11 protein-coding genes are annotated in these 11,819 nt (G+C 66.3%); 6 read left to right on the forward strand and 5 right to left on the reverse strand.

All coding sequences use genetic code 11. From position 1 onward, the window contains the following. On the reverse strand, positions 1-395 hold a 395-nt coding region (locus AC1DBE_RS15715; protein ID WP_476971117.1), incomplete at its 3' end, for a transporter permease. 12 nt (positions 396-407) lie between these two features. Further along, positions 408-1,526, reverse strand: coding sequence for a PrpF domain-containing protein (locus AC1DBE_RS15720; RefSeq protein WP_476971118.1), 1,119 nt, complete (start codon positions 1,524-1,526; stop codon positions 408-410). A 251-nt stretch (positions 1,527-1,777) separates the two neighbouring features. Here AC1DBE_RS15720 and AC1DBE_RS15725 point away from each other — a divergent pair, with 251 nt between their 5' ends. Further along, a complete protein-coding gene (locus AC1DBE_RS15725; RefSeq protein ID WP_476971119.1) occupies positions 1,778-2,716 on the forward strand; it encodes a LysR substrate-binding domain-containing protein in 939 nt (312 codons plus the stop codon). 60 nt (positions 2,717-2,776) lie between these two features. On the opposite strand, the gene AC1DBE_RS15730 is transcribed toward AC1DBE_RS15725, so the two are convergent. Continuing rightward, on the reverse strand, positions 2,777-3,148 hold the full coding sequence (locus AC1DBE_RS15730) for a TfoX/Sxy family protein (RefSeq protein ID WP_476971120.1): 372 nt from the start codon (positions 3,146-3,148) through the stop codon (positions 2,777-2,779). A gap of 207 nt (positions 3,149-3,355) precedes the next feature. Here AC1DBE_RS15730 and AC1DBE_RS15735 point away from each other — a divergent pair, with 207 nt between their 5' ends. Further along, positions 3,356-4,552, forward strand: coding sequence for an NAD-dependent epimerase/dehydratase family protein (locus AC1DBE_RS15735; RefSeq protein ID WP_476971121.1), 1,197 nt, complete (start codon positions 3,356-3,358; stop codon positions 4,550-4,552). 70 nt (positions 4,553-4,622) lie between these two features. On the opposite strand, the gene AC1DBE_RS15740 is transcribed toward AC1DBE_RS15735, so the two are convergent. After that, on the reverse strand, positions 4,623-5,801 hold the full coding sequence (locus AC1DBE_RS15740) for an aminotransferase class V-fold PLP-dependent enzyme (RefSeq protein ID WP_476971122.1): 1,179 nt from the start codon (positions 5,799-5,801) through the stop codon (positions 4,623-4,625). Between the two features lie 141 nt (positions 5,802-5,942). Between AC1DBE_RS15740 and AC1DBE_RS15745 the strand changes: the two genes are divergently transcribed. The 4 genes from AC1DBE_RS15745 to AC1DBE_RS15760 all read left to right on the forward strand — a co-directional run bounded on the left by AC1DBE_RS15745 (position 5,943) and on the right by AC1DBE_RS15760 (position 10,069). Beyond that, positions 5,943-7,196, forward strand: coding sequence for an acyltransferase family protein (locus AC1DBE_RS15745; RefSeq protein ID WP_476971123.1), 1,254 nt, complete (start codon positions 5,943-5,945; stop codon positions 7,194-7,196). A 226-nt stretch (positions 7,197-7,422) separates the two neighbouring features. After that, positions 7,423-7,626 (forward strand): cold-shock protein, encoded by a 204-nt coding sequence (locus AC1DBE_RS15750; protein WP_208747914.1) that lies wholly within the window; start codon positions 7,423-7,425, stop codon positions 7,624-7,626. A 187-nt stretch (positions 7,627-7,813) separates the two neighbouring features. After that, positions 7,814-8,278, forward strand: coding sequence for a hypothetical protein (locus AC1DBE_RS15755; RefSeq protein WP_476971124.1), 465 nt, complete (start codon positions 7,814-7,816; stop codon positions 8,276-8,278). A 162-nt stretch (positions 8,279-8,440) separates the two neighbouring features. Beyond that, positions 8,441-10,069, forward strand: a complete 1,629-nt coding sequence (locus AC1DBE_RS15760) for an alkaline phosphatase D family protein (RefSeq protein ID WP_476971125.1) — start codon at positions 8,441-8,443, stop codon at positions 10,067-10,069. A gap of 74 nt (positions 10,070-10,143) precedes the next feature. On the opposite strand, the gene AC1DBE_RS15765 is transcribed toward AC1DBE_RS15760, so the two are convergent. Then, positions 10,144-11,037, reverse strand: a complete 894-nt coding sequence (locus AC1DBE_RS15765) for a glucose 1-dehydrogenase (RefSeq protein ID WP_476971126.1) — start codon at positions 11,035-11,037, stop codon at positions 10,144-10,146. Positions 11,038-11,819: the final 782 nt, after the last annotated feature.

The following is an 11,819-nucleotide window of genomic DNA, read 5'->3' on the forward strand; positions in this document are numbered from 1 at the left end:
AGGACGATGCTGGCCGGGAACTCCTCCAGGATTTCCTTGTCGCTCATGCCGAGCATGAAGTAGCCGACGCCGAAGGACGCCACCAGCCCCATGACGCCGATGTTCAGCGGCCATTTGGTGGCGACGACGAACATCACCACGAGGATGACAAGCGGGATGATCTGGGTGGCAGTCATGGTCGGCTCCGAGTCAGGGGCGGCGGCGGGGTTGAACAGCCCACCTCCGAACAGGAGGGCGACCAGACCCAGGACAGCGATCGCGGCCACCGTCACCAGCAGGATACGGCGGCGGCGGTCCGGACGGCGGGAGGGCTCGACGCCGGTGTCGCCGGGGGCGGCCTGTTGCGGTGCCTTTTCTACGGTTTCTTCTGCAGTCTTTTCTGCGATGTTAGTCATGATGCTTTCTCCTCATCGAGTAGCGCTGGCAAGGGAGGCATCGACGGCGGTGCCGAGGGCCTCGGGGAGGTGGATGGTGGTGGTGGCGATGGTGCGGGCGGTGCGGTCGACGCCGACGAGCAACTGCCCGTCCCGTTCCTCGCTCCAGGTTTCAATGACCCCGGCCGGGGTGCGCAGCCGCAGGGTGGGGCCGGCGGTGCCGCCGGTGATCTCGCCCAACAGAGTGCCCGGGGTGCGGGCCGCGAGGGTCAGGGCGATGCTGCCGGTGATGGCCAGGGCCGGGTGCGGCTTGCCCATCGAGAGCATAACGACGGCGACGTCGGACTCAGCATCGGACCGCGCCGGGGCGGCGACGACGGCGACCTTGGGGACGGCGCGGGCCGCCTCGGCGGGCGTTGCCGCGAGCCCCATCCGCACGGCGGCCTGGCGCCGGATGTGTTCCAGGGTGTCCAGCTGCAGTTCCAGCCCCGCGGTCCAGCTGGCGTGCCGCTCCGGGTCCAGCCCCAGCTCCTCCGCGCGCAGCATCACGATCGGCGCTCCGGCGTCAACCATTGAAACAGTCCAGCGGGTGCCGCCGGCGGTGATGGTGTCCGTGGCCGATCCGGTGGGAAGCAGCCGGCCGGTGGTCTTGCCAGCCGGGTCCAGGAAGCCGAGCCCCACCCGGTAGCCGGGGAACGGGACGCCGGGCATCTGGGCCTGCGGGACGATCGGCAGGGCGCCGGCCGGCGTCGACACCCGCTGGATGATGACCTGGCCGGTGTTGGTGTTCCGGGTGACGATCCGGGTGACGTCGCCGTCGGGAATCACCCAGCCCTTTTCGATCGCGTACAGGCCGACGACGGCGGAGCAGTTGCCGCAGTTGCTGCCCCAGTCCACGGCAGCCTCCTCGATGCCCACCTGGGCGAAGGTGAATTCGACGTCGACGCCGGCGTCGGCGGGGCGGTTCAGGATCATCGCCTTGCTGGTGGTGGAGGTGGCGCCGCCGACGCCGTCGATCTGCCGGTGGTCGGGGCTGCCGAACAGCCGGGGCAGCAGCACGTCCGGGCTGGTCCCGGTTTCATCCAGCTGGCCTGTTTCGAAGACCCAGCATTTGCTGGTGCCTCCGCGCATCCACTCCGCTTCGATCTTCATGGTCTGTTCCTAGCTTCGGTTCTGGGTCGATCTGCCCCAATGGTGTTCAAGGGCTTGATTCGAGATTGATCCAGATCACAAATGAAGACAAGGTTGGATATCTGCACGGGACTGTAGTGATGCTTCATTCATTGCGGCGACGGCGGCCGGTGGTCAGCCGGGAGGGCGCCGCCGTCGAAATCGGGGCGTTACACCCCGCCGATTCGCGGGGGAATGTATAGAATTAACCGATCCAACAGAAGGGCAAAGCGTTGCTTAACGATGCTGACCAGGATTTGTTCGACATCCGGCGCCTTGCCCTGCTGGTGGAGGTGGTGGAGCAGGGATCCATCACCGCCGCGGCCGAGCTGATGATGTACACGCCCTCCGCCGTCTCGCAGCAGCTGCGGAAACTCGAGCAGGAAGTCGGCCAGCCGCTGCTGAACCGTCGCTCCCGCGGTGTGGTGCCCACCGAGGCCGGGCAGGTCCTCGCCGGGCATGCGCGCAAGATCATCGGGCAGATGCGGGCGGCCCAGTCGGACCTGGACCAGATCGCCGGCCTGAAACGCGGCTCCCTGACCGTCGGCACCTTCCCCACGCTCGCCGGGTCGTTCCTGCCGCTGGTCATCCGGGCCTTCAAGAATCGGTACCCGGCGATTGGCCTGTCCCTGCGCAGCGCGCGCTTCGATGACCTGGTCAGCGACCTGCAGTCCGGCGTGACCGGGCTGTGCCTGCTCTGGGACTACCCGTGGAACCGGTTCCAGGACGATTCCATCCGGATCACGGAGGTGTTCCAGGAGAGCACCGTGCTGCTCGTCTCGCGCAGCCACCCGCTGGCCGACCGCGACGAAATCCGGATGGAGGAGCTCCGCAAGGAATCCTGGATCGTCCGCGCCGAGGCCCACCCCGTCGTCGAGGTCCTGCAGCGCTCCGCCCACGAGGCCGGGTTCGAACCGACCATCGGCTTCCTGGCCAACGACTACCAGGAAGCGCAGGCGATGGTCAGTGTCGGCATGGGCGTGGCCATGGTGCCGAAGACCGCCGTGGCCCTGCAGCACCCGGACGTCCGGGTGATCAGCCTCGGCTCCGCCGCACCGCTGCGGCGCGTGCTCCTGGCCCAGCGCCAGGACAAGGTCTACGCCCCGGCCGAGGTCGCCTTCCACTCCACGCTGCTGGAAATCGCGCGCGAACGCGCCGGAGACTACGTGTAACAACGACGACGGCGGCGGCGCCGGCTCCCAGCCGGCGGCAGGAACGCTGCGGCCCGGCGGCTACTTCTTTGGAGCCTTCGCCGCCTTCGGCGGCAACCCGGCGACATACTCAAGTGCCTTCTCCACCCAGGCCTTCGCCCGCGCCTCGTCGCCGTCGCCCTCGCCGTTCCAGACCTCCGGCAATCCGGTGTAGCCGCCCATGGGGCGCTCGGGCGGGCCGAACGGGATCGTCCGCTCGCTGCTTTCGAGCGCCTGCTTGTCCGCCCCGGAGAGCTTCACACCCACGGTAGGACCGAAGAGCCCGGCGAACATGTTGCCGTTGACGAACGCCCCGAGGTTCCCGAACATCGGCTTGACCACCACCTCGGGGTGGTCCGGGATCAGCGAGCGGAAGTGCTCTTTCTCGGCGTCGGACGCTTTCGGCATTTCCACGGTGAACCTCCGGAAAGTGGCTGGTCAGGAACAGATTCTCCTGCAGAATACGCCCGCGGCCGCCGCGGGTACCACCGCGCCCCCAGACCGCGCACGTAGGGTCCAGCCAAATCATTGACTTACGCGCATTGTTGCCCTACGTTCTCGAATTACTAAACCTTTCATGCATTGCGTAAAGCGGAAAGCGTGATTTCCATGGACCAGACCATGAGTGGGACAAACAGCAATCTGCTCATGATTCTGGGGGGTGACGGCTATCTGGGCTGGACGCTGGGACTGGCCATAGCCAACCGCACTGGCAAGCAGGTGGTTTTGGTCGACAATCTCATCAAGCGCCGCTGGGAAAAAGAAGCCGGGGCCAAGGTGCTGGTGCCGCTGGCGAGCCCCAAAACACGCATTGCCGAATACGAACGGGTCCTCGGGAAGCAGAACCTGTCGTTCGAGAAAGTCGAGCTCCTGGACGCCAAGGCCACGGAGAAGGTCATCGCGAAGTACCGGCCCGCCGTCGTTATTAACGCCGCCCAGCAGCCCTCGGCCCCCTTCTCCATGAGCAGTGCCGAGAACGCCGCCGCAACTTTTACGAATAATATTGTCGGCCACCTGAACGTGCTGTGGGCCATCGCCAACGTCAGCAAAGGGACCAAGTACATCAAGCTTGGCTCCGGCGGCTGCTACATGGCCACCGACACCGATTCCGTCCCGCTGGGCAAACACGACTTTGCGTTCGAGCACCACGGCAAGCAGCACAAGGTCCTGCAAAGCTACATCCCGATGCAGGCCACCGACTTTTACCACCAGTCGAAAATCACCGACATGCTCATCGATGACCTCTGCTCCGCCATGTGGGGCCTGAAGGTGGTGACCGTTCAGCAGGCCACCATCTTTGGCGCGACGATTCCGGAAAATCATGCCGCTCATTGCGCCGGCCTGGCGGCCCGGTTCAATTACGACGCCGTCTTCGGCACCGTCTTCAATCGCTTTGTCTGCCAGGCGGTCATCGGCCATCCCCTGACCATCTACGGCGACGGCACCCAGAAGACCGGCCTGATCAGCCTGGCCGACACCACCGAGAACTTCCTGAAGTTCATCGACCTCGACGTCGAGCCCGGCGAACACCAGCTGGTGCACAACTACACGCACCGGCTGAGCATCGGCGACATCGCCCAAAAACTCGCGGAGATCGACCCCACCGTCACCTTCGACTACGTCCCCAATCCCCGCCAGGAACCCTCGGGCAAGCTCGAACCCGAAGTGGAAGTGCACGAGGCGATCAGTGACTCCCACACGTGCCTGGAGGCCCGACTGCAGACCGAGATGGCCAACATGCTCGAGTTCACGCGCCGCCACAAGGACAGCATCGACCCCGCCATCATCATGCCCAAGGTCGAGTGGTCGGTAGGTTAAGCCGCTGCCGGCTAAGACCGGAGCCGGGAACCCCGCTGGCTAAAGCCCCCGCGGAAAGCCAAGCGGCAGGCTAGCCCTGGCCCCCGGCGAGGTATTCCCGGGTCAGCCCGGCCAGCACCTCGACGTCGTCCAGCGTGGACTCATGGATGTAAGAGAGCCGCGCGACGTCCTGGACGGCCTTGATATAGACGCCCCGTTCCAGCAGGAAGCCGAAGAGCCCGGTGGGATCCGGGATCTGCATGGACACGATGTTGCTCTGCTGCGCGCCGTGGTCAATGAAGTCCAGCCCGTGGCCTTGCAGGATGGCCTTGATGCCCGCCAGGAGCTCAAGGTTCTTTTGCTCGATGGTGTCCATGCCGACGGTGTTGATTTCCCGGAGCGCTGCGTGGAGCGCCACCAGGCCCACCACGTTCTGGGTGCCGTCCTGGAACCGGGCAGCCGTACTTTTCAGTACGTAGGATGACTCGTCGAAACGCTCCACACTGCGGATGCCCGCCTTGCAGTCACGCAGGACCGGCATAACGTTCCGGTTCACGTACATAAAGCCGATGCCCATGCCGGCCCGCAGATACTTCTGGCCCCCGCAGACCAGGATGTCCACGGGCGTCTTGGCCAGGTCGATGGTCCTCGCGCCGATGTGCTGGACCGCGTCGATCACCAGGAAGATGCCCAGGGCGTGGCAGACAGTCGAGAGCAGGCCCAGGGCGGGCATAAAACCGTCGTACTGCTGGGCCGAGGACATGCTGATGACCTTGGTGTGCGGGCCGATGCTCTCGAACAAGCGGCCGAACGCGGCCTCGTTGTCGCGGCCCGAGATCACCTTGACGCTCACGCCGTCGTGCCGCTTCCGCAGCCACGGCAGCAGATTCGCGGGGTATTCGTTGCCGAGCACCAGCACCTCATCACCCCGATGCAACGGCAGCGCCTCGCTCGCCATGATGATGCCCTCGGTGGTGTTTTTCAGGTACGTGATTTCCGCGGCCTCACAATTGACCAGCCGGGCCGCCTCGGTGGACACGTCGTCGGCAATCGAGTCGTAGCGGTAAAGGACCTCGGGTGGCCCGTAGAGAAAGAAATCTTCCATAAACGTGCGTGCGGCCTCGTAGGCGGCCCGGCTCATGGGCGCAACGGTGGCGTAGTTGAAAAGCTTCTTCTCACACAGGGGGGTGAAGTCCGTGCGGACTCTGCCGGGGAGCGGTTCAGGCTCGGGTGCCGGCGCGGCGGCGGTCAGGGCTGCGCTGTTACGCATCGTTGCCTCCCAGCCTGGCATTGTTGCTGTGAACTGTGACTGAGGCCCAAGCTATTCGTCCGCCCGGTCCGGTGTCACGAGTAGCCACTACTTGGAAACTTACTCAGTTTGCGAGTGTAACGAACTGGTAACATTGGGTTGATGCCCCATCAGTCTGGACACTCCCGAGTCACGCAATTGGACGGCCTCCGCGGCCTCGCCGCCCTGGTGGTTGTCGCCTGCCACGCCCTCTCCACCCTCCCCGGAATCGGCAGTGTGGTGTTCGACGACCGCACCGCCGGACTCGGGCCGCTCGAGTCGTGGGCCGTCTTCTCCCCGCTGCACGTCCTCTGGAACGGCACCCCCGCCGTCCACGTCTTTTTTGTGCTCTCCGGGTTCGTCCTGATCCTGCCGTTCACCAAGCCGGGCGCCGCCAGGAGCTGGGCGCCGTACTACGCCAAGCGGCTCCTACGCCTGTACCTGCCGGCCTGGGCGGCGCTGGCAGCGGCCGTGGCGCTGATCGCCGTCGTCCCCCGGACGCCCTCGCCGCTGCAAAGCCCGTGGGCGGACATGTATGTGACCAGTCCGAACCCGGGCCAGATCGCCCGCGACGCCCTGCTGGTCATGAGCTCGAGCACCATCAACACCCCGCTGTGGACGCTCAAATGGGAGGTCCTATTCTCCCTGCTGCTCCCGCTCTACGTGGTGATCGCCCTCCGCTGGCGCCGGCTCTGGCTCCTGAAACTCGGCCTCACCCTGGCCCTCGTCGGGGTTGGCGCGGTCCAGGACATCGACTGGCTCATCTACCTCCCCATCTTCGCCATTGGCGCCATCCTCGGCGCCGAACGGGAACGGATCCGCAGCCTGACCAGCTCGTGGCCGGGACTTGTCTGGCTCCCGGTCACCGCCGCGGGACTGGTCCTGGCCAACGCCGAATGGCTGGGCCGGCCCAACCCGGTCCAGGGCGTCGAGGCCCTCGTGACCGTCGGCGCAACGCTGATCGTCCTGGTCTTCCTGCTGAGCGGTACCGCCAAGAAACTCGGCGACACGGCCGTCGCGCAATGGCTGGGCCGGGTCTCCTTCAGCGTCTACCTGGTGCACCTGCCGATCATCCTGGCCGGCGTCACCCTGCTCCGGTCCGTCTCGCTCCCGCTGGCGCTCGCCGTCTCCGTGGTGGCCTCGTTCATCGTCGGCGAGCTGTTCTTCCGCTACGTCGAAGGCCCGGCCCAGCGCCTCTCGGTCGCCGCCGGCCGCGCCGTCGAACGCCGGATGCGCCGCCCCGCCCGCACGGAAAGCGCGGGGGCGCCCGCCGTCGTGCGCGAGCAACAAAGGACGACGGCGGCGCCCGCCGTACGCGAGGCGGGGGCGCCGACGTCGGACGGCGCCGCGGTCGACTCCCGGCAGCCCGCCGCCTAAGGTGCCGGCGCCGGCGGCACCCGCCACCCGCGCCCTCCGACATGTGGTAATCGACCCGCGCCCAATCCTGTAGAGTAGGGACCGTTGTTGTGTTTATGCAGTTCGTAGTTCAGGCAGTACGCGCGGTCGAAAGTCCGTGTTCTTCTGAAGCAGCGGTTTTGAGCACCCCACACCGGAGGACCCGAAAGTCGGGACTGTTCCTCCACCTTCACGAAGGACAAAAATAATGGCTACTGGTACCGTCAAATGGTTTAACGCTGAAAAGGGCTTCGGCTTCATTTCCCCCGATGACTCCTCGCAGGACGTTTTCGCGCACTACTCCGCGATCAACTCCTCCGGCTTCCGCTCCCTCGAAGAGAACCAGAAGGTTTCCTTCGACGTAGAGCAGGGCCCGAAGGGTCCCCAGGCAACCAACATCCAGGGCCTCTAATTCATTAGAGTTCCGGGACCGTTAGGTTTCGAGCAGGGCCCGTCTCCGGACGGGCCCTGCTTTTTTGGTTTAACCGGGCGCTTCAACCTCCTATGGACACCGCCCCCGGCCGGGAGCATCCTGTTGCTGTCCGCGTTCGCCACCACGCGGAGCCCCAGGGATCGGCGAGGGAAGCTGGCATCAGAGCATGAGCGAAGCACCAGAGGCCCGGCAACGGCTGTCCGACCGGATCAACGACAAACAACGCGCCGTCACCGCCTACCTGGCCCGCGAACGGCCCCGCCGGAATCGGCTCTCCAACGTCAGCATCGTCGGCAGCGGCCTGGCCGCCGCATTCACTGCCGGCCCCGCGGTGGGCGGCACCGGCTTCACCCACGCCACCGCAGGCCTGCTCTCGCTCAGCGAAGACTCGATCGTCTGGCGGGTCCTGTGCCTGCTGGCCGTCATCTTCTCCGTTGCCGCCGCGCTCTCCACCAACTTCGCGACCTCGCGCTCGGTCGCGGACCGGGTCAGCGCGGCCGAGACCTGCAGCGCCCAGCTCGAGAGCCTTGCCGTGTCCCTGGACGTTGGCCACATCGACGTCGATGAGGCCGTCAAGCTCTACCAGCAGTACGCCGGCCAGGTCGCGTTCGTCGACGCCCCGCCGCGCTGAGAGCCCCCTGCCCGGATGCCCTATCACTTATGGCCGGTCTGGGGCCCTCAGAACAGCCGAAAGTGATAGAGCATCCAGCGGCGTGTGAGGCCGCAGCCATATCCCGAGCCGCTGGGCGCTGTTCACGCCGCCGCCACCCACGGTTTACGCGGGCAGTCAAGGATGGACGCCATGACTGCTTTCACCCGCCGCAACGTCCTCAAAGGTGCCCTGGCCGCCGCCGGAGCCGCCGCCGTCGTCCCCGCCACGGCTGGAACGGCCAGCGCCGCCCGGCCTTCCGGCGTCGCCCTGGTCCGGAACCGCCTGACCCTGCCCTCCGGCCTCGCCACCGGCGATGTCACCACGGGCTCCGGCGTGCTGTGGTCCCGGGCGTCGGGTCCGGGCCGGCTGGTGGCGGAACTGCTGGCCGTCGACGACGCCGGCTCGCCGCTGCGCGGGCGCCGCGCCTTCCGCCGGGTGCTGCGGGGGAGCGCCGCCTCCGAGGCGACCGACTTCACCGCCAAAATCAATGCCGAGCACCTGCCCGCCGGAACCCGCTTCGCCGTGAACCTGCACTTCGAGGACACGGACGGGCACGCCGGCGAGACCGCGCAGGGCTCCTTCAGCACCGCCCCCGGCACCGGGCTGCTGGCAAACGGCCGTGCGTCCCGCGGCCAGAGCTTCGTCTGGAGCGGCGACACCGCCGGCCAGGGCTGGGGCATCAACGAGGACATCGGCGGCATGCGAGGCTATGCGGCCATGCACGCCACCAAGCCGGACTTCTTCATCCACTCCGGCGACACCATCTACGCCGACGGGCCCATCAGCGCCCAGGTCACCGAGCCCGACGGCCAGGTCTGGCGCAACCTGGTCACCGAGGAAGTGTCCAAGGTGGCCGAGACGCTGAACGACTTCCGCGGCCGGCACCGCTACAACATGATGGACAAGAACATCCGCGCCCTCTACGCCGAGGTGCCGGTGATCGCGCAGTGGGACGACCACGAGACGCACAACAACTGGTACCCCGGCCAGATCCTCACCGACACCCGATACACCGAACGCCGCGTGGACGTCCTCGCCGCCCGCGGCCGGCAGGCCTGGCAGGAATACCAGCCCATCGCGGGCGTCACACCCGGCGGCACCGGGTTCGAACCGGCCCGCATCTACCGCAAGATCAGCCGCGGCCCGCAGCTGGAGATCTTCTGCCTGGACATGCGCAGCTTCAAGGACCCCAACACCGACGGCAAGGAAACGCACCTGACCCACATCCTGGGCCAGGAACAGGCCGACTGGCTCATCCGTGAGGTCAGCAAGTCCAAAGCCACCTGGAAGGTCATCGCCAACGACCTCCCGCTGGGACTGGTGGTCCCGGACGGCCCGGTCAACCAGGAATCGCTCTCCAACCGCGACGCCGGCGCCCCCTTGGGCAAGGAGCTTGAACTCGCCGGCGTGCTCTCGGCGTTCAAGCGCAACCGGGTTAAAAACGTGGTCTGGGTGACGGCCGACGTGCACTACTGCGCTGCGCACCACTACTCGCCGGAACGGGCCGGGTTCACCGACTTCGACCCGTTCTGGGAATTCGTCGCCGGACCGATCAATGCCGGCAGCTTCGGCCCGAACACGCTGGACGGCACCTTCGGCCCGGAGGTGGCGTTCTTCAAGGCCGGTGCCTACGCCAACGAATCCCCGCGCAGCGGCGAGAGCCAGTACTTCGGCCACGTGGACCTGGCCGCGGACGACGTCTTCACCGTCAGCCTCCGCAACGCCAACGGCACTGTGCTGTGGAGCAAGTCCCTGACGCCGCAACGGTAGGGCTAACGACGACGGCGGCCGCCTCCCAGCTCGGGGAGGCGGCCGCCGTCGTGGGTCGGCACAGTTCGGGACGGTTACGGCGTCGGCATCCCGCCGTTGACGTTTAGCGTCTCGCCCACCACGTAGCTGGACTCGGCCGAGGCCAGGAACACGTACGCCGGGGCCAGCTCGGCGGGCTGGCCCGCACGGCCCAGGGGAGTCTGCGTGCCGAACTCCGGCAGCTCCTCCGTGGGCTGGCCGCCGCTGGGCTGTAACGGCGTCCAGATCGGCCCCGGCGCCACCGCATTCACCCGGATACCCTTGGGCGCGAGCTGCTGGGCCAGGCCCTTGGTGAAGTTGTTGATGGCGCCCTTGGTGGAGGCATAGTCCACCAGGGTCTCGGACGGGCTGTAGGCCTGGATGGACGTGGTGTTGATGATCGCCGAGCCCGCCGGCAGGTGCGGCAGCGCCTCCTTGGTCAGCCAGAACATGGCGTACACGTTGGTCTTGTACGTGTGGTCCAGCTGCTCGTCCGTGATGTCACCCAGCGCCTTCTGCGCCACCTGCTTGCCGGCGTTGTTCACCAGGATGTCCAGGCCGCCGAGCTCCCGCACCGCGGTGTCCACCAACTCCCGGCACACGGCCGAATCCTTCAGGTCGCCGGGGACCTTGACCGCCTTGCGGCCGGCCTTCTCGATCAGGCCGGCGATCCGGGCGGCGTCCTCTTCCTCCTCCGGCAGGTAGGACATCACGACGTCGGCCCCCTCGCGGGCGAACGCGATCGCCGTCGCAGCGCCGATCCCCGAGTCCGCGCCGGTGATGAGCGCCTTGCGCCCCTCCAGCCGGCCCGTCCCGCGGTAGGTGTCCTCGCCGAGGTCCGCCTTGGGTGTCATCTTCGCGTCAAGGCCGGGTTCCGGCTGGCTCTGCTCGGGCGGCTCGATCTGCTCGTAGGCCGTCACGGGGTTCCTGAACGTGTACTGGTCAGTCATAGTTCTCCTCCGATGGTTGCGCTGCCCCGGACCCGGGCGGGCCCGGCACAAACGGCGGGTGGATCCCACAACACGCTAAGCATGCTTAGTAATCAGCCTAGGCATGACGGGGGGACGTGTGCAACGGGGCCCGTGCGGGACGGCTCCGGGGGAGGTTCGTGGCACTGGCCCGCCGTGTGACCCACTGCATAAAAGTCCGACGGCGGCCCCGCCGGCCTCCGGGGGCGCCCGCGGCCTCCGGAAACCGCGGAATCCCGGGGATTACGGGGCCTGGCGGGGGGTGTGGGGGTGGATTTGTTCGGGGTCGGTTTGGTGTGTAAAGTAGTTCGAGTCGCCGCCGCTGATGCGGAAAGATAGCGACCGACTCCCTTTCTAAACGGCCTGGAAAATGGTTCGCAGTTTTGCGTGCTGTTTCCGGGTGGGGGCCTGTTCGTGGGACTGGTGATTGGCGGTAACGCTGATTTGCTTAGGACTGCTGGAGCGGGTAGGTTTGAAAAGTTGCTCCGGAGCGAGTCGCGGCCCTGTATTGGGGTTGTGGTGGTGCCGGGTGTGTCTGTTGTTTGAGAACTCAATAGTGTGCCAAGTTTGTTGATACCAATTGTTTTATTGATTGGTTGTTTTGGCTGTGTTGTYCACCCCGTGGATGGCATGGTTTTTACAGCTGGTTTCAAATTTTGTGCAGCCGGGTTKCCGCGTTTTCCCGTGGTTCCTGGTTGTGTCTGTTTTWCTTCAACGGAGAGTTTGATCCTGGCTCAGGATGAACGCTGGCGGCGTGCTTAACA

The organism is Arthrobacter sp. 10T416 (assembly GCF_056394165.1).

Excerpts from the sequence above, each read along its gene's own strand:
- AC1DBE_RS15735 (WP_476971121.1), top strand. The coding sequence starts at position 3,356 with ATGAGTGGGACAAACAGCAATCTGCTCATGATTCTGGGGGGTGACGGC.
- AC1DBE_RS15765 (WP_476971126.1), bottom strand. The coding sequence starts at position 11,037 with ATGACTGACCAGTACACGTTCAGGAACCCCGTGACGGCCTACGAGCAG.
- AC1DBE_RS15740 (WP_476971122.1), bottom strand. The coding sequence starts at position 5,801 with ATGCGTAACAGCGCAGCCCTGACCGCCGCCGCGCCGGCACCCGAGCCT.
- AC1DBE_RS15755 (WP_476971124.1), top strand. The coding sequence starts at position 7,814 with ATGAGCGAAGCACCAGAGGCCCGGCAACGGCTGTCCGACCGGATCAAC.
- AC1DBE_RS15745 (WP_476971123.1), top strand. The coding sequence starts at position 5,943 with ATGCCCCATCAGTCTGGACACTCCCGAGTCACGCAATTGGACGGCCTC.
- AC1DBE_RS15760 (WP_476971125.1), top strand. The coding sequence starts at position 8,441 with ATGGACGCCATGACTGCTTTCACCCGCCGCAACGTCCTCAAAGGTGCC.
- AC1DBE_RS15720 (WP_476971118.1), bottom strand. The coding sequence starts at position 1,526 with ATGAAGATCGAAGCGGAGTGGATGCGCGGAGGCACCAGCAAATGCTGG.
- AC1DBE_RS15750 (WP_208747914.1), top strand. The coding sequence starts at position 7,423 with ATGGCTACTGGTACCGTCAAATGGTTTAACGCTGAAAAGGGCTTCGGC.